Origin of the sequence: Brevundimonas vesicularis (assembly GCF_014204545.1) — a bacterium.
Lineage (GTDB): Bacteria > Pseudomonadota > Alphaproteobacteria > Caulobacterales > Caulobacteraceae > Brevundimonas > Brevundimonas vesicularis_B.
In genome coordinates, this window is the sequence record NZ_JACHLJ010000001.1 from 210,368 (window position 1) to 226,292 (window position 15,925).

The 15,925-nt window shown below is 65.5% G+C and carries 16 protein-coding genes; 9 read left to right on the top strand and 7 right to left on the bottom strand.

The window, feature by feature from the left end; translation table 11 throughout:
* Nucleotides 1–546: a DUF2061 domain-containing protein gene (locus tag HNP47_RS01020; RefSeq protein WP_184277657.1), complete on the bottom strand. Its 546-nt coding sequence runs from the start codon at nt 544–546 to the stop codon at nt 1–3.
* 127 nt (nt 547–673) lie between these two features.
* Here HNP47_RS01020 and guaB point away from each other — a divergent pair, with 127 nt between their 5' ends.
* From guaB to guaA, 5 genes are read left to right on the top strand one after another with little or no spacing between them, the layout of a single operon-like run.
* Nucleotides 674–2,131, top strand: a complete 1,458-nt coding sequence (gene guaB, locus HNP47_RS01025; protein ID WP_066550937.1) for an IMP dehydrogenase — start codon at nt 674–676, stop codon at nt 2,129–2,131.
* A 6-nt stretch (nt 2,132–2,137) separates the two neighbouring features.
* Nucleotides 2,138–2,533: an MAPEG family protein gene (locus HNP47_RS01030; RefSeq protein WP_184277660.1), complete on the top strand. Its 396-nt coding sequence runs from the start codon at nt 2,138–2,140 to the stop codon at nt 2,531–2,533.
* Between the two features lie 9 nt (nt 2,534–2,542).
* On the top strand, nt 2,543–3,952 hold the full coding sequence (locus HNP47_RS01035) for an RsmB/NOP family class I SAM-dependent RNA methyltransferase (protein WP_184277662.1): 1,410 nt from the start codon (nt 2,543–2,545) through the stop codon (nt 3,950–3,952).
* Nucleotides 3,949–4,662, top strand: coding sequence for a 5'-methylthioadenosine/S-adenosylhomocysteine nucleosidase (locus HNP47_RS01040; RefSeq protein WP_184277664.1), 714 nt, complete (start codon nt 3,949–3,951; stop codon nt 4,660–4,662). The genes HNP47_RS01035 and HNP47_RS01040 overlap by 4 nt, the downstream gene beginning before the upstream one ends.
* Nucleotides 4,659–6,221, top strand: coding sequence for a glutamine-hydrolyzing GMP synthase (gene guaA / locus HNP47_RS01045; protein WP_184277666.1), 1,563 nt, complete (start codon nt 4,659–4,661; stop codon nt 6,219–6,221). The genes HNP47_RS01040 and guaA overlap by 4 nt, the downstream gene beginning before the upstream one ends.
* A gap of 237 nt (nt 6,222–6,458) precedes the next feature.
* Here the strand turns inward: guaA and HNP47_RS01050 are convergent, their stop codons facing one another.
* The 5 genes from HNP47_RS01050 to HNP47_RS01070 are packed head-to-tail and all read right to left on the bottom strand — an operon-like array spanning nt 6,459 to nt 10,443.
* On the bottom strand, nt 6,459–6,893 hold the full coding sequence (locus HNP47_RS01050) for a heme-binding protein (protein ID WP_184277668.1): 435 nt from the start codon (nt 6,891–6,893) through the stop codon (nt 6,459–6,461).
* Nucleotides 6,894–6,911: 18 nt separating this feature from the next.
* Nucleotides 6,912–7,631, bottom strand: coding sequence for a hypothetical protein (locus tag HNP47_RS01055; RefSeq protein WP_184277670.1), 720 nt, complete (start codon nt 7,629–7,631; stop codon nt 6,912–6,914).
* Nucleotides 7,632–7,664: 33 nt separating this feature from the next.
* A complete protein-coding gene (locus HNP47_RS01060) occupies nt 7,665–8,492 on the bottom strand; it encodes an alpha/beta fold hydrolase (RefSeq protein WP_184277672.1) in 828 nt (275 codons plus the stop codon).
* Nucleotides 8,493–8,540: 48 nt separating this feature from the next.
* Nucleotides 8,541–9,554, bottom strand: a complete 1,014-nt coding sequence (tehA, locus tag HNP47_RS01065) for a dicarboxylate transporter/tellurite-resistance protein TehA (RefSeq protein WP_184277674.1) — start codon at nt 9,552–9,554, stop codon at nt 8,541–8,543.
* Entirely contained in the window at nt 9,547–10,443 is an 897-nt protein-coding gene (locus HNP47_RS01070) for a hypothetical protein (protein ID WP_184277676.1), read from the bottom strand. The genes tehA and HNP47_RS01070 overlap by 8 nt, the downstream gene beginning before the upstream one ends.
* Before the next feature lie 236 nt (nt 10,444–10,679).
* On the opposite strand from HNP47_RS01070, the gene HNP47_RS01075 reads away from it, so the two are divergent.
* The 3 genes from HNP47_RS01075 (at nt 10,680) to HNP47_RS01085 (ending at nt 14,108) form a co-directional block, all read left to right on the top strand.
* Complete coding sequence (locus tag HNP47_RS01075; protein WP_184277678.1) at nt 10,680–11,045, top strand: response regulator transcription factor; 366 nt, start codon at nt 10,680–10,682, stop codon at nt 11,043–11,045.
* 368 nt (nt 11,046–11,413) lie between these two features.
* Nucleotides 11,414–13,075 (top strand): ATP-binding protein, encoded by a 1,662-nt coding sequence (locus HNP47_RS01080; RefSeq protein ID WP_260394665.1) that lies wholly within the window; start codon nt 11,414–11,416, stop codon nt 13,073–13,075.
* Nucleotides 13,076–13,235: 160 nt separating this feature from the next.
* A complete protein-coding gene (locus HNP47_RS01085; protein WP_184277682.1) occupies nt 13,236–14,108 on the top strand; it encodes an aldo/keto reductase in 873 nt (290 codons plus the stop codon).
* Nucleotides 14,109–14,116: 8 nt separating this feature from the next.
* On the opposite strand, the gene HNP47_RS01090 is transcribed toward HNP47_RS01085, so the two are convergent.
* The gene (locus HNP47_RS01090; RefSeq protein WP_184277684.1) at nt 14,117–15,052 is read right to left on the bottom strand and encodes a GlxA family transcriptional regulator; all 936 of its coding nucleotides are present in this window, start codon (nt 15,050–15,052) and stop codon (nt 14,117–14,119) included.
* Between the two features lie 41 nt (nt 15,053–15,093).
* On the opposite strand from HNP47_RS01090, the gene HNP47_RS01095 reads away from it, so the two are divergent.
* Complete coding sequence (locus tag HNP47_RS01095; RefSeq protein WP_260394561.1) at nt 15,094–15,912, top strand: SDR family oxidoreductase; 819 nt, start codon at nt 15,094–15,096, stop codon at nt 15,910–15,912.
* Nucleotides 15,913–15,925 lie beyond the last annotated feature (13 nt).

Genomic DNA, 15,925 nt, shown 5'->3' on the forward strand with positions numbered 1-15,925 from the left:
TCAGGCGGCGGCTGCGCTCGCGCGGGCCCTACGGTCCTCCATGCGGGACCAGATGCGGTCGTGCAGGGTGAAGAAGAGCGTTTGGACCAAGGGCTCGACCATGCCGATGGTCAGCGCCGTGCGGATGTTGTTGGTCAGGGCGTAGGCGACGGCAACCGCCACGGCGAAGTGCATGACGCCATAGGTCACGGTCTTCAGCGCGATCTGTTTGAACGACCGGGGCAGGGTGTGGCTGTGGCCGTGATGGGCGTCGTGCGAGCGGCGCTGTTCCTCGGGCGACATGATGTCGAGGCGGGCGGTAAAGGCCTCGGTCGCTTCCTCGATATTGGAGGCCATGCGACGCCGCTCGACCTTGTGCCAGACGCGGTCGTGGACGGTGTAGGCGATGGTCTGAAAGATCGGCTCGACCATGCCGACGGCCAGGGCGATGCGCCAGTCGCGGGTGATGACGAAGGCGACCAGGATGGCGACGATCAGGTGCATGACGCCATAGCTGGCGATCTTCAGAGCCAGTTTGCGCGCGGTGCTGAGGATGACGCCGACCATGCGGAGAGAATGGTGAGCGGCCCTGCGGGTTGCAAAGCAATAAAATCTATCGGGCCTATAACCGCAATCGGCCTTGCCCCCGACCCCCGCATCCCGTTATACGCGGCCCGCAAAACGGAGACTCCCTATGGAGATACGCGAAGGACTGACCTTCGACGATGTTTTGCTGGAACCCGGCGCATCCGAGTTCATGCCGGCGATGGTCGATGTCTCGACCCAGCTGACGCGCGACATCAAACTGAACATCCCGCTGCTGTCGTCCGCCATGGACACGGTGACGGAAAGCCGTCTGGCCATCGCCATGGCCCAGTCCGGCGGTCTGGGCGTTCTGCACCGCAACATGACCATCGAGGAGCAGGCCGACGAGGTCCGCGCCGTCAAACGCTATGAGAGCGGGATGGTGGTCAATCCGGTGACGGTCGGCCCGCAGACGACGCTGGGCGAAGTGCGCGAGATCGTGGCGCGCAAGAAGATCACCGGCTTCCCCGTCGTGGATCCGGCGACGGGCAAGCTGGTCGGCATGCTGACCCACCGCGACATGCGCTTCGAGAGCGACCTGAACGTCACCGCCGCCTCGCTGATGACCACGGGCGACCTGATCACGGTCCGCGAGGGCGCCAGCCGCGACGAGGCGCGCGAGCTGCTGAAGACCCGCAAGATCGAACGCGTCATCGTGGTGGACGAGGATTATCGGGCCGTCGGCCTGATCACCATGAAGGACATCGAGAAGGCCCAGGCCTTCCCCAACGCCGCCAAGGACGAGCAGGGTCGCCTGCTGGTCGGCGCAGCCTCCACCGTCGGCGACGCCGGATACGAGCGCGCCATGGCGCTGGCCGAAGCGGGTTGCGACGTGGTGGTGATCGACACCGCCCATGGGCACTCGGCCTCGGTCGCCCAGGTCGTCGAGCGGATCAAGCGCGAGAACAACCGGCTGCAGATCATCGCCGGCAATGTCGCCACCTATGATGCGACGCGGGCCCTGATCGACGCAGGCGCGGATGCGGTGAAGGTGGGCATCGGTCCCGGCTCCATCTGCACCACCCGCATTGTCGCCGGCGTGGGCGTGCCGCAGCTGACGGCGGTGATGGACTCAGCGCGCGCGGCCAAGGGCACGGGCGCCTCGGTCATCGCGGACGGGGGCATCAAATATTCGGGCGACCTGGCCAAGGCCATCGCGGCCGGCGCCAACGTGGCCATGATGGGCTCGATGTTCGCCGGCACCGACGAAAGCCCCGGCGAGGTCTTCCTGTACCAGGGCCGCAGCTACAAATCGTATCGCGGCATGGGCTCGGTCGGGGCCATGGCGCGCGGCTCGGCGGATCGGTATTTCCAGAAGGAAGTCTCGTCCGAGAAGCTGGTGCCCGAGGGCATCGAGGGTCAGACGCCCTACAAGGGGCCGATCAGCCCGGTCCTGCACCAGATGGTCGGCGGCCTTCGCGCCTCGATGGGCTATGTCGGCGCCGGCACGATCCCGGAGTTCCAGGAACGCGCCCGCTTCGTGCGCATCACCGGCGCGGGTCTGCGTGAAAGCCACGTCCACGACGTGATGATCACGCGTGAAGCGCCCAACTATCGGCAGGGTTAGGCGACCTTGACGACCGAACTCACCTATCTGGCCCTGACGCTGATCCTGGCCCTGGTTCAGATCTTCCTGCCCGCCGGGGCGCGGACGGCCGAGTTCGGCTCGAAATGGAATGCGGGTCCGCGCGACGAGACGCCGGAGGCGAAGAAGCCGCTGACCGGTCGTCTCGAACGCGCCCAGGCCAATCTGTACGAGACCCTGCCGCTGTTCATCGGCGCGGTGCTGATCGCCCATGTCATCGGCGCGTCCAGCGCCCTGACGGTGTGGGGCGCGGCGCTCTATTTCTGGGCGCGGGTGGTTTATGTGCCGTTCTACGCCTTTGGCGTTCCCTATGTCCGGTCGCTGGTCTGGGTGGTCTCGCTTGCGGGACTTGTCATGGTCCTGGCGTCCCTGTTCTTCGTATGAAAGCCTGAATTGACTCCAGCCGCTCGCCTCGCCGCCGCCGCCTCCGTCCTGGACTCCATCGCCCAGGGCCGCCAACCGGCCGAGGCCGTCATGAAGGCCTGGGGCACCGCCAACCGGTACGCCGGGTCCAAGGACCGACGCGCCATCGCCGACCGAGTCTATAAGGTGCTGCGCGCGCGCGGCCGCCTGTCGTGGATCATGGGCGGGCGCGAGGACGGCCGGGCCCTGGTCATCGGTTCGCTGCACGCCATCGACGGCCTGTCGCTGGAAGAGATCGAGGCCCTGCATTCGGGCGACGGCTATGGTCCGCGCCCGCTGTCCAAACAGGAGCGCAGCCGCATCACGGCGGGGCAGGGCGAACTGCCGGGCTGGGTCGCCGCCGGCCTGCCCGAGTTCGTGGTCGAGGATTTCAAAGCCACCTTCGGCGATCGCTGGGCCGAGGAAGCCCACGCCCTGATGGCGCCGCGCGCGCCGATCGACCTGCGCGTCAACGATGCGGCCGCCACGGTCGATGAGGTCGAGGCCGAGCTGAAGGCCGCCGGCCTGGACGTTTCGCGCACGCCCTGGTCGGCCGTCGGCCTGCGCGTGCCGTCGGAACCGCCGCCCAACATCCAGGCGCTGGAAGGCTTCAAGGCCGGCCGGTTCGAAATCCAGGACGAAGGCAGTCAGGTCGTCTGCTGGCTGGCTGGGGCGCAACCCGGCATGGCGGTGGTGGATTACTGCGCCGGCGGCGGCGGCAAGACCCTGGGTCTGGCCCAGGCGATGACGGCGCAAGGCAGGCTGGTCGCCTCCGACGTCGTCAACAAGCGGCTGGAGAACATCCGTCCTCGGCTACAGCGCGCGGGCGTCGAGGCGGAACTGGTCCTGATCGGTCAGAACGGCGGTGGCCTGGAAGACCTGAACGGGCAGGCGGATCTGGTCTTCGTCGATGCGCCCTGTTCGGGGTCCGGCACCTGGCGTCGCCGCCCCGAGGACGCCTGGCGTCTGACTGCCGAAGAGGTCGAAAAGCTGCACGGTCTGCAGGTGCGGATTTTGAGCCAAGCGACCAAGCTGGTGAAGCCGGGCGGCCGACTGGTCTATGTCACCTGTTCGATGCTGGCGCGCGAGAACGAAGCCAGCGTGGACGCCTTCGAGGCTTTGCATCCAGAGTTCCGGCCCGTTCCGATCCTCCCCCGCGAAGCGGGGGAGGGGGACCACGCGCAGCGTGGTGGAGGGGGCGAACGCAGTTCCGGCGCCGGGGAGGTGTCCGCCCCCTCCACCGCTTCGCGGTCCCCCTCCCCCGTGGACGGGGGAGGATTTTTGACGCCGGCAGCTCGCGCTAAGTTTGCCGAGCTGGCGTCCGGGGCGCGGCTGCGCCTGTCGCCGGCCTCGGCCGACACTGACGGCTTCTTCGCCGCCGTCTACGAGCGCGCGGCATGAAGCTGGCGCGGCATGGCGGGGTGTCGCTGCTCTACGTCATGGCCGCGCCTGCTGAATACGGCCTGCACCTTAAGGCCCGGATCGCGCCGTTGATGACCGGCGTCGGTCCGGTGGAGGCCGCCGTGAGCCTGAGCGCCGCCCTGGCGCGGCTGGAGGCGGCGGGCGGGCTGCCAGATCTGATCGTATCGCTGGGCTCGTGTGGGTCGCGGGTGCTGGATCATGCGGCGGTCTATCAGGCCGCGTCCGTCGCCTATCGCGATATGGACGCCAGCCCGCTCGGTTTTTCGAAGGGCGTGACGCCCCTGTTGGACCAGCCCGCCGTCCTGTCTTTGCCTTGCCCGATCCCCGGCGTGCCGACCGCGACGCTGTCTACGGGTGCGAACGTCGTGTCCGGCGCCGCCTATGACGGCATCGACGCCGAGATGGTGGACATGGAGACCTGGGCGCTGGTCCGCGCCGCCCAGACCTTCGACGTGCCCCTGATCGCCCTACGCGGCGTGTCGGACGGGCGCGCCGAGTTGACGGCGTTGGAGGACTGGACCTCGACCCTGCATCATGTGGACGAGAACCTGGCGGCCGCCTTGGATCGGCTGATCGCCTTGCTGAAGGCCGACGGCCCCGCCGCTCTTGAGCTGCCCGCCCTTGAAATATCGGCCCCGCCCCGCCAAGACCCCGCCCATCTTCCTGCCCCGGATTCGATCACGCCATGACCACGCCGCAAGACCACCAAAAGGTCCTCATCGTCGACTTCGGCAGCCAGGTGACGCAGCTGATCGCGCGGCGCCTGCGCGAGGCCAGCGTCTATTGCGAGATCCATCCGTTCCAGAAGGCGGAAGCCGCTCTTGCGGCCATGAATCCGGCGGCCATCATCCTGTCGGGCGGTCCCGAGAGCGTGCATGAAGAGGGCAGTCCCCGCGCGCCGCAGGGCGTCTTCGAGGCGGGCGTGCCAGTTCTGGGCATCTGCTACGGCGAGATGACGATGTGCGAGCAGCTGGGCGGCAAGGTCGAGGGCGGCCACACGCGCGAGTTCGGCCGCGCCGAGATCACCGTCCAGAAGGCCTCGCCCCTGCTGGCCGACCTGGCCCCCGTTGGCGAGAACGAAGAGGTCTGGATGAGCCACGGCGACAAGATCGTCGCCATTCCGCAAGGCTTCGACGTGGTGGCCTCATCCGAGGGTTCGCCCTATGCGGTGATCGCCGACGAGACCCGCCGCTTCTACGGCGTGCAGTTCCACCCTGAGGTGATGCACACGCCGCGCGGCCATCAGATGCTGAAGAATTTCACCCACGGGGTCGCGGGATTGAAGGGCGACTGGACTATGGCCGCTTATCGCGACGAGAAGATCGCCCAGATCCGCGAACAGGTCGGCGACGCCAAGGTGATCTGCGGCCTGTCCGGCGGCGTCGATAGCTCGGTCGCCGCCGTCCTGATCCATGAGGCCATCGGGGATCAGCTGACCTGCGTCTTCGTCGACACCGGCCTGTTGAGGAAGGACGAGGCGACCCAGGTCACGAACCTGTTCCGCGAACACTACAACATCCCGCTGGTGCATGTTGATGCGTCGAAGGAATTCCTCGGCGAACTGGCCGGGATTTCCGACCCCGAAACCAAGCGCAAGACCATCGGCCGGCTGTTCATCGAAGTGTTCGATCGCGAGTCCGCCAAGATCGAGGGCGCCGAGTTCCTGGCCCAGGGCACCCTCTATCCCGACGTGATCGAGAGCGTCTCCTCGTCCAGCGGCAAGGCCCACGTGATCAAAAGCCACCACAATGTCGGCGGCCTGCCCGACTATATGAAGTTGAAGCTGGTCGAGCCTCTGCGCGAGCTGTTCAAGGACGAGGTCCGCGCTCTGGGTCGCGAACTGGGGCTCAGCGACGCCTTCGTGGGTCGCCACCCGTTCCCCGGACCGGGCCTGGCTATCCGCATCCCCGGCGAGATCACGCCGGACGCCGTCGAGACCCTGCAACAGGCGGACGCCATCTATCTGGACGAGATCCGCAAGGCCGGCCTCTACGACAAGATCTGGCAGGCCTTCGCCGTTCTGCTGCCCGTCAAGACCGTCGGCGTCATGGGCGACGCCCGCACCTATGAAAAGGTCCTGGCCCTGCGCGCCGTCTCCTCCACCGACGGCATGACCGCCGACTTCTACCAGTTCCCGTGGGACGTCCTGTCCAAGACCGCCACCCGCATCATCAACGAGGTCCGCGGCGTCAACCGCGTCGTCTACGACGTGACGTCCAAGCCGCCGGGGACGATCGAGTGGGAGTGAAGGGGAGGGCATGCGGGTGCGGCCTCTGACGAGAGGCTTCGTTGGTGAGAGGCGATACTAACTTTAGGGTTGGGGCATGGCGATCCCGTAGCCGTAGGGTGGTAGAGCGTGGCAGGGAGGCATAAGCTCTGGTTCGTTCTCAAGGTCCGAATGACTCGCTGTTGACCTTCCGAAAGTCTGCCCTTGGCTTGGTGCTTGAACTTAGTCGATGGGCGGTGGGATAGTCAGGTCAAAAGGTCAAAAGGTCCCGAGCGCCGCAAGGGCGATGGCGGCGTCCTGGTCAGTGTCTCCGCCGCTGACCCCGATGGCGCCGACGACATGTCCTGAGACGCGGATTGGGAGCCCGCCGGGCAGAATGACGTATTTTCCGGCGCAAGCGGTCCCGATGCCGAATAGGTTGGCCCCCGGCTGGATAAGGGAGACGAAGGCGGCGGACGGAGCGTGGAACGACCTGGCGGTCTGCGCCTTGCCGAGGGCGAGATCGAAGGCGCCGGGCCAGGCGCCGTCCATGCGCGCCATGGCGACCTGTTCGCCGCCCCGATCAAGCACAACGACGGTGGCGCGGACGCCGATCTCGGTCGCCTGCATTTCCGCGGCGATCACGGCCGCCTTCGCTGCGGCCAGTGTGATCTCTGGGGCGCAGGCGTTTGTGTCTGATGAAGTTGAGCGCATCGCGACAGCTCTTCCTGCCTACCTCAATGTGATGTTGGACAGGTCTATCGAGACGACCAAGGGTTCCCGTAGGGATGTTCCGTCGGGGTGGCGCGGATAGATACGGCGTCTTGTCGGGAAACGAAGACCGGACACGGTCGTGTAGTCCGAGATGTAGTGCGCGCCCGGCGTGTCGCCGGCGATCTCGACGTCGTAGTCGTGGCGTTTGAGCAGGCCGTTCACGTCCGCATAGAGGGTCTGAACGGTGCTGTGGGTCGCGATCTCTTTCGGGAAGACGACCCTCAGGCGGCTCCAGGTTTCGCCATTCTCGCTCCAGTCCGACAAGGGTTCACTCTCGACGCCGTGGTAGGCAAGCAGGAACGGTGTGTTCAGATAGGTCCACATCGCGATCCCCGCGAAGTAGGCGAGCTGCGGTTCGGTCCAGGGCGTCTCTAGGGCGTGGCCGGCGAAGGAGGCGCGAGGATCGTCGAGGGACTCAACCACTGCACCCGAACGGTCCTTGATCTCGACGCTGCCCGGCCTGAAATGCGTGACTTTGCCGTCGGGGCCGAACGGATGATGGGACGCCCATTCCTCCTGGAGCCCCACCGTCACATCGGTTTCGTCCAGCTTGCCGCCCTGGCCCTTGAGCGCCCAGAGCGCGCCGCCCTGCTTCAGATGCGCGGTAAGACTGGAGAACCTCCTCCAAATCTCAAGACCGCCGTGGGCGTCGATAATTTTCTGTGCGAGCGGGTTCATCGGCGTTTCTCTTGGAAAATGAGGCGTCGGCGCTCAGGCGCCGAGGAAGGTCTGGGCGTGAGCGACGAAGACATCGGCGTACTGGAAAAGAGCGCCGTGCCCAGAGTCGGGATAGAGAATGAGCGTGGCGTTGCTCATGTGTTTGAACATTTCGTAGGCGTTGATCGACGGGAACATCGTGTCGTCGCTGCCGTGCACGATAAGGGTATGCTGCTGGATGGACTTCAACATCTCGCCCCCGTCGTGCTTGGCGCACCAGGCGATGATGGCGGCGGCTTGCGGATTGCTCACGGCGTCGCCGCTTGCGGGGTCGCGATCGATCGTGCGCCTCGCCGCACGATCGATGAAGGCGGATCCGGCCGCCTGGCTCGCTTCGCTCGACGTGAAGAAGAGGGGGAGGCGGACGTCGCGAGCCTGCTTGGCGAAGGCGTCCTGGACCACCTGCAACAGATGTTCTTCTCCACCCCTCGGGGCTGACCCGGCGACGATCAGCTTGCGCACCGTGACAATCGCACGCGTCGCAAGGACCTGGGCGATGAAGCCGCCGAGGGAGAAGCCGAGGAGATCGACTTCGGTAAGGCCCAGCGCCGCCATGAAGGTCTCGGCGTCCACGGACATCTGCTCGACCGTGTCGGGCGTCGTTCCGGTGGACGTGCCCACGCCCGCGTTGTTGAAGAGGATGACGGGCCGGTCCTCGGCCAGGGCGTTTACGACCCGCGGATCCCAGGCGTCCATAGTGCCGGTGAAATGCTGGAGAAAGACGAGCGGTACGCCCGTGTCTGGTCCCAGCTTGCGATACGCGAAGCGGGTGCCGCCGGTCTCAACGAACTGAGTGGCTGCGGTTTCGAAGGGCGTGGTCATGTTCGACTTCTTTCGAGGACAAGGGAACGACAGGACGTACCGGTCGACCTACGGCTGTGCCGATTCTGAGGGTCTTGCCTCGGGCGGGCGTGGGAGGATCCTGCCCTGAAGCAGGAGTCCCAGGGTCCCGAGGCCAATCGACAGGACGAGGACGTTGGTCGCCGCGAACACCGTCAGCCCCAGCACCGTCTGGAATACAGATCCATCGTGGGCCAGTTGGATCGAGGCCCCCGCAAGCGCCGTCGCTCCAAAGGTGAAGGCCCAGTAGCTGACGTTGAAGGGCTGCTGCCGGATCCAGCCATTCATCCGGATCAGGAGAAGCGCCTGCAGCAGGGCGTAGCCGACCAGGGCGTAGGCGAAGACGTCGGGCGCGCCCGGATTGAGCGCCAGGTAGGCGCTGGCGCCGACGGCCGGCGGCGCAAGCTGGATGCCGAGCGTCGGACGCAAGGCGGGTGGAAGGGACTCCGACGTATAGAGCCTGTTCAGCAGGACGGACTCGATCGCGAGCCACGAGAACAACGCCGCTCCGAATGCGAGGTGGCCAAGGTCAGGCCAGTGGAAGGCCGCGGCGGTCGCGCCGACCGTGAACCCGCCGGCCACGGCCGGAAGGTACAGCACCGGCGTTGTCTCTGTCTGCGAGCGCTCGCCGCGCCACAGAAGGCCCGTGCGCCACACGGCGAAGCCGAGGGTGAAAAGCGCGCCCGCGACAAACAGCAGGGTCGCCAGGCCATGGGCGTCGGCGTCGGCGCCTTGCGCGATCAGGAGTGTGGCGACCCCGGCCAGGCCGATGAAGCAGCATTGCACCGGATGTCCGGCCTCAGCCCTGGCGACGTCCGGCGCTGTCAGCCATTTCAGGGCGTAGAGCACGGTGATCAGCGCCCAGGCGATCGTGGCGATCCCGAACAGGCTTTCGGCGATGACAGAGGGCGCTCCCCAAACCCGGTGAGCTGCGCGCCATGCGTTGGCCAGACCGGCCAGGCCGAGCACAACGCCGAACATCGAAGCAGGAATGAGGGGTATGGAGGCGATATGGGGACGCCGGGAACTCGACGCTTCACGCATGGCGGAGAACCTTTGGCGCGGTGGTTCCGGCCAACCAGAGCGCAAGGTTGACCACGTAGCGGTGCGTATCCTTCAGGGCGTCCGGATCGGTAGCCATGGTGTCGCCAGGAGGTTCGTCGACGAAACCGGGACAGCCGCTGAGCGGGTCCCAATTGTAATCCACAAAGTGATGGAAGGTGCTCTGGGCGACCGCCCGTCCAGCGCCGTCGTTTCCCTCCAGCGCCACAGCGATGTTGAAGCGGGCATCGGTGGCCTGGCTGACGCCCTGGGCGACGACCTGGCCGTCTGCTCCGCGTGGCAGGCTCACGGCGCCCTCATGAGGATGGGCGGGCAAACGTGTCAGCGGGCGCTCACCGCCCCAGGCCAGCAGGGGGTGGATCGGCGCCGTCGCCTCGATCACCTGAAAGTCGCCGTTGGGACCCGAGTGGTAGTTGGGCCAACTGATATGGGTCGTGAAGGGATCGTCTCGTTGACGCCGGTCTTCCAGTTCTTCCGGGTTTAGCGAGTGGAAATTGTGCGCAGCGCCGACGCCGCTTATGGCTCCGACCGACGCGCCCAGATCCATGTGATCGCGCGTGACCAGCAGCCCTCCGCCCCGCGCGCGAAAGCGGTCGATGCCGGCCAGGTCTTCGGGCTTGAGACCGCCGCCGGCGTCTACGCCGAACAACCACAACTGGTCGAACGGCTGGTCGTCCAGCGTTGACAGGATCGGGTCCGCGACGTCCATCGTCGAGCGGTCTCGGGCGGTGACGTGAAAGGCTGGCTCATCGTCAGACGTCACCTGCGACCGGAGCAAGTCGGCCAGAAGGCCGAAACGTCCAATCGACCAGTCATCCGGGGATGCCGTGATGGTGGTCTGCAACAGAATGCGAACTTGGTGCGCCGCCATGGCTCCAGGCTTTCCAACAGAGGGATCAGGCCAAGGCGCAGCCGCGCTCAGCGGCCGATGACATATCGCCCGCCCGCTAGGCGCCGCTATTCAACGCAGGGACGGGGCGACCATACTCTGGGATGGGGTGTCGGTGACCGGACGGGGCGCGCATACCTCGGTAGGGGGTTTTGTCGGGAGACGAGTTTGCTAGAGCTTGCAGGCGCTGGCGAACCTGCGCAGGCAGAGGATCCCCAGTGCCGAGTACCCCGCTCATTTCCGTCATCGACGACGAGGCGGACATCCGCCAAGCCCTCTACGAAATGTTCTTCGGCGCCGGCTACGCGGTGAACTGTTTTGAAAGCGCCGAGCAGTTCCTTGGCGCGGGGGCGCCAAACCCGTCATCCCTGATCATCAGCGATCTGCAGATGGGAGGCATCAGCGGGCTTGAACTCATCAGGACGTTGAGGGGGAGGGGCGACGCCACGCCCGTGATCCTGCTAACCGCATTCGCCACGCCCGCCATACGCACCTTCGCGGCGCGATCAGGCGTGTCGCGGATTTTTGAAAAGCCCTTCAAGACCAGTGAGTTGCTGGAGATCGTTTTGGAGATCGTAGGCTGACCGTTCCCGAGTAAGGTTGCACCCGGGCGGATTGGAGGTGCAGTTTTAGTCCCTGGAGGCCTGTTCCAACAATGACGCTCTCGGAGACACTTCACCGCTTTGGCCAGCTACTCGCGGGAGTGTTGGCCGCCGCCCTGCTCTGGATCGATCTTCAGGTCGGATTCGATGTCTCGATATCGGTCCTCTATGGCTTGGTCGTCGTCATCGCCTCGGTCGGCCGCAGGGAAGGCACCATCCGCCTTTGGGCAGCAGTCTGCTGCGGCCTGGCGATATCTTCCTTCCTGCACGTCCACTGGTCCGATCCGACCCTCCAGAGCACCTTGCGCCTCATCATCGCTCTCGTGGTGATCCTGATCACGAGCGCGCTGATGACCAGCCGGTTGAGACTGCAGCGAGCCCGCCAGGAGCTTGAAAGTAGTCGTCAGGAGCTCAGAAACTTCGCAGATTCGGTTCCGCACATCCTCTGGGCCGCCGGTCCAGACGGTCGGCTGGACTTCCTGAACCAGCGTTTCGAGGACTTGACCGGGCTTGATCCCAAGGAGGCTCTGCGCAACGGAACCTGGACTGCGCCACTGCACCCGGAAGACCGGGAGCCCTACGTCCGATCATGGCTTGAGGCGCCCCGTGACGGCTCCGAAGTCCGGTCCCATTTCCGCGCGCGGCACCGTGATGGATCCTACCGCTGGATGCACTCGGTGGGGCGGTCGGTTGTATCTCCAGAGACCGGGCGGGTCTTGCGATGGTATGGCGGTCTCACCGACGTGGACGCCGAGTTCAAGGCCCAGGAAATGGTGCGGGAGCTCAACCAGACGCTGGAACAGCGGGTCGAGGAGCGAACGCGTGAGATGCTCGGCGCCCGCTGGCGCTATCGCTCATTGTTCCATGACGAAAACATCGGAGTGCTGGAGTTGGACATCGCTCAGGCACGGGCGAAGGTCGAAGCGTTGCGCGCCGAGGGGTTCACGGATCCTTCAATCCTCGCCAAGACGCGACCCGCCTTGTTTGAGGAGGTCCTCGGTGAAATTCGTCTCGTCGAAATCAATGAGACCTGTTCCCGTATCTTCGGATACAGCGACGGCGGACAAGAGCTGTTGGAGCGAAGGCCGCAGGAAAATCGCCTCGGCGGTCGGCCTGTTCTCCTGAAGCATATCGAGGCGCTGTTCGCGGGCGAAGGCGGATTCAGCGGCTCTGTGGTAATGCGGCGCGCGGACGGATCCCGCCTGGTCGCGGCCTATACCGCCAAGCTGTCCGAAGAGGGAGTGTCCTTCGTCACGGTGGTTGACATCAGCGAGCGGGAAAAGACCCACGAACTGCTGCTGGCCGCTCAGAACGAGATGTCCAGGGCGAACCGCGTCGCGACGATCGGCGCCCTGTCGGTCTCAATCGCCCATGAGCTGAATCAGCCAATCACGTCGCTATCGGTGGACATCGACACCGCCTTGCGCACGCTGGATAAGCCGAGTCAGGACCCAGCCCTGCTGGGCCGCCTTCTGACCCGGTTGAAGCGCAACGCCGAGCGGCTCGCGGGCATCGTTCAACGTACGCGCAATCAGGCGTCGAACCAGCAGGCGGGGCTGGAGGAAGTCGAGCTGGACGCGATGGCTCGCGAAACAGCGGCGTTGCTGGAACGCGACGTCGAACGCCGGCACGCTGTCCTCCATCTGCGGATCGAGCCGGACCTGCCTCGCGTGGAGGCCGAGCCGGTGGCGGTTCAACAGGTTCTCGTCAATCTGATCGTCAACGCTCTGGAAGCCACTGAAAGCCTGCCCATCAAACAGCGCGTCGTGACCGTCTCCATCGCCCGCAAAGGGCCTCAGGCGGTCATGGTGAAGGTGACGGATGCGGGTAACGGGATCGATCCGGACATCCTGGAGAAGATCTTCGATCCGTTTTTCACCACCAAGGGTGAGGGGGTGGGGATGGGGCTGCAGATCTGCCGGTCGGCGATCGAGTCGATGGGCGGCGACATACGCGCGGGCGACGCCCCGGAAGGCGGCGCCCTGTTCGAGTTCACCCTGATGACGGTCTGACAGCCCCTACGAAAGCTGTCGGCGGACATACTTCCGTACAGATGTGCCGTCCCGGACGGCGTGGGAGGGTCGAGCGTCACGCGCCGCGGCGTCACGCCCTTGGCTAAGGCGCGACCGCGCTTCAGGTGCTTCGCCAATTTTATCCGCGGGATTTCCGATCATGACCGGCACTGAGGCCCTCTCCGATGTTCCGACGACCTTCACGATCGGGGGCGACCTTCCCGTCAGGCGACTGGGCTTCGGCTCAATGCGGATCGCCGGTCGCGGCGTCTGGGGCGAACCGACTGACCGGGAAGGCGTGCTTCGAACCCTGAAGCGGGCGGTCGAGCTTGGGGTCAACTTCATCGACACCGCCGACTCCTACGGCCCGTTCGTCTCCGAACAGCTTATCCGGGAGGCTCTGCATCCCTATCCGGGGGTTGTGGTCGCCACCAAGGCCGGCCTGACGCGGCCCGGGCCGGATCAGTGGGCCCCGCGCGGGGATCCCGACTATCTGATCGCCGAAGCCAGAGGCAGCCGCGAGCGGCTGGGCGTCGAGCGTATCGACCTGTGGCAGTTGCATCGGATCGATCCGACGGTTCCGCGGCTTGAGCAGTTCCAGGCGATCCGGGCCCTTTTGGACGCCGGGGTCATTCGCCATGCCGGGTTAAGCGAGGTCTCCGTCGAGGAGATTGAGGCGGCCCGGGAGATATTCCCTGTCTCGACTGTCCAAAACCGCTACAACCTGGCGGATCGCTCCAGCGAGGCGGTGCTCGACTACTGCACCGCCAACGGCATCGGCTTCATTCCGTGGTACCCGTTGGCGGCTGGGCGCCTGACGGCCAAGGACTCGGTTCTCAGCCGGATAGCAGCCGGCCTGGGCGCCAATCCGGGGCAGATCGCCCTGGCCTGGCTGCTGCGCCGCAGCCCCGTCGTTCTGCCCATTCCGGGCACGTCGCAGGTCGCGCATCTGGAGGAGAACGTCAGGGCGGCTTCAATCACGCTGAGCGCCGAGGATTTCGCGGTGCTCGACCGCGCCGGACGAGACGAGTGATGTGGGCCTCAGACCGGAACGCGCGCCCCGGCGCGGCGTATCGCTTGAGGCGGCTGACCCAGATTCCGCATGAAGGCGCGCCGCATTCGATCACGGTCGCCGAAACCGGTCTGTTGCGCGACGACGTCGATCGGGTGGCGGGTGTCTTCCATCATCACCCGAGCCGCCTCCAGCCGCAGATGCTCAATCGCCTTTGCAGGCGACTGGCCTGTTTCAGCAACGAAGGCCCGGCTGAACTGTCGTGGGCTCAGGTGAGCGATCTCGGCCAGATCCTCCACGCTCAGCCGGGCGCCGAGGTTGCGACGGGCGTAGGCCAAGGCGGTCTGGATTCGATCGGACTTGGGCTCGAGATCCAGAAGGGCCGAGAACTGCGACTGGCCGCCAGCACGCCGGTGATAGACGACCAGCTTCCGCGCCACCGCGCGCGCCAGCTCCGGCCCGTGATCGTCCTCGATCAGCGCCAGCGCCAGGTCGACGCCAGCCGTCATTCCCGCAGAGGTCCAGAATCGACCATCGTTGATGAAGATGCGATCTTCGTCGACACGGATCGACGGGTGGTCCTCTCTCAGCTGGCGCGCCATGGCCCAGTGGGTGGTGGCGCGACGCCCGTCCAAAAGGCCGGTCGCGGCCAGAACGAAGGCGCCCGTGCAGATGGCGGCGACGCGGCGCGAACCAGCGGCCGCCTGTCTGACGAAATCGACGAACGTCTCCTCCAGCGGCTCCATCCCGCCCCCGATGACGAGAGTGTCGAGCGCACGGTCGTCCAGCCGCTGGGTGTCGATGTGCACGTGCAGGGAGGTGCGAACCGGGCCGCCCGCCTCAGAGATCATGCGGATATCGTAAACGTCGGAGCCGGAGATCGAGTTGGCCAGCTCGAAGGCCGTGGCGACCGCCAGGCTCATCATCGAATAGCCGGGATAGAGCAAAAATCCGACCGTGCGCATCTGTATAGCTTCAATGTCCTAAAACGCCGCTTCTATGACATTTGAGCCGCAAGGCGTCCAGCGTAGACCTTCAGACAACTTCGCAACCAAGGAGAACGATCATGAAAATGACGGGCAACACCATCTTCATCACCGGCGGCACGTCAGGCATCGGCCGGGCGCTTGCCGAAGGCTTCCACAAGCGCGGCAATACCGTGATCATTTCGGGTCGCCGCAAGAGCCTGCTGGACGAGATCGTCGCAGCCAACCCGGGGATGGGCGCTGTCGAAATGGACATTACCGATGAGGCGAGCATCGAGGCGGCCGCCAAACGTCTGATTGCGGAATGGCCGGCGCTGAACGTCCTCATCAACAACGCAGGCATCATGCCGTTCGACAATGCCGCAGGCGTGATCGATGACGCTGTCTCCCAGTCCATTCTGACCACCAACCTGCTCGGCCCGATCCGCATGACGTCGGCGCTGATCGAACATCTGAAGACCCGCCCGGACGCTGTGGTCATCCACAACACCTCGGTCCTCGCCTACGTGCCGATCGCGATGACCGCGGTCTATTCGGCGAGTAAGGCGGCGCTGCATTCCTACGCCCTGTCTCAGCGGTTCATGCTGAGGGACACCTCGGTCACGGTGCGTGAGATCGCCCCTCCATGGGTGGACACAGACCTGATCAAGAAGAGCGGAGATTCGCGCGCCATGCCCCTGGAGGATTTCATCGCGGCCACATTCGAAGGCCTGGCGACGGACGCGCCGGAAGTGTTCGTGGAGGCGATCCGGGCTCTGCGCGACAACCCCGGAAGCGGCGAGCACACGGTGGTTCACGGCTTTAATCAGAGCCTCGTCGACAACCCCATCCCCGTGTAGTCGCGCTTTCAGT

Coding starts and splice junctions, on each gene's coding strand:
- HNP47_RS01020 (WP_184277657.1), bottom strand. CDS start 546: ATGGTCGGCGTCATCCTCAGCACCGCGCGCAAACTGGCTCTGAAGATC.
- guaB (WP_066550937.1), top strand. CDS start 674: ATGGAGATACGCGAAGGACTGACCTTCGACGATGTTTTGCTGGAACCC.
- HNP47_RS01040 (WP_184277664.1), top strand. CDS start 3,949: ATGAAGCTGGCGCGGCATGGCGGGGTGTCGCTGCTCTACGTCATGGCC.
- guaA (WP_184277666.1), top strand. CDS start 4,659: ATGACCACGCCGCAAGACCACCAAAAGGTCCTCATCGTCGACTTCGGC.
- HNP47_RS01050 (WP_184277668.1), bottom strand. CDS start 6,893: ATGCGCTCAACTTCATCAGACACAAACGCCTGCGCCCCAGAGATCACA.
- HNP47_RS01055 (WP_184277670.1), bottom strand. CDS start 7,631: ATGAACCCGCTCGCACAGAAAATTATCGACGCCCACGGCGGTCTTGAG.
- HNP47_RS01060 (WP_184277672.1), bottom strand. CDS start 8,492: ATGACCACGCCCTTCGAAACCGCAGCCACTCAGTTCGTTGAGACCGGC.
- tehA (WP_184277674.1), bottom strand. CDS start 9,554: ATGCGTGAAGCGTCGAGTTCCCGGCGTCCCCATATCGCCTCCATACCC.
- HNP47_RS01070 (WP_184277676.1), bottom strand. CDS start 10,443: ATGGCGGCGCACCAAGTTCGCATTCTGTTGCAGACCACCATCACGGCA.
- HNP47_RS01080 (WP_260394665.1), top strand. CDS start 11,414: ATGACCAGCCGGTTGAGACTGCAGCGAGCCCGCCAGGAGCTTGAAAGT.
- HNP47_RS01085 (WP_184277682.1), top strand. CDS start 13,236: ATGACCGGCACTGAGGCCCTCTCCGATGTTCCGACGACCTTCACGATC.
- HNP47_RS01090 (WP_184277684.1), bottom strand. CDS start 15,052: ATGCGCACGGTCGGATTTTTGCTCTATCCCGGCTATTCGATGATGAGC.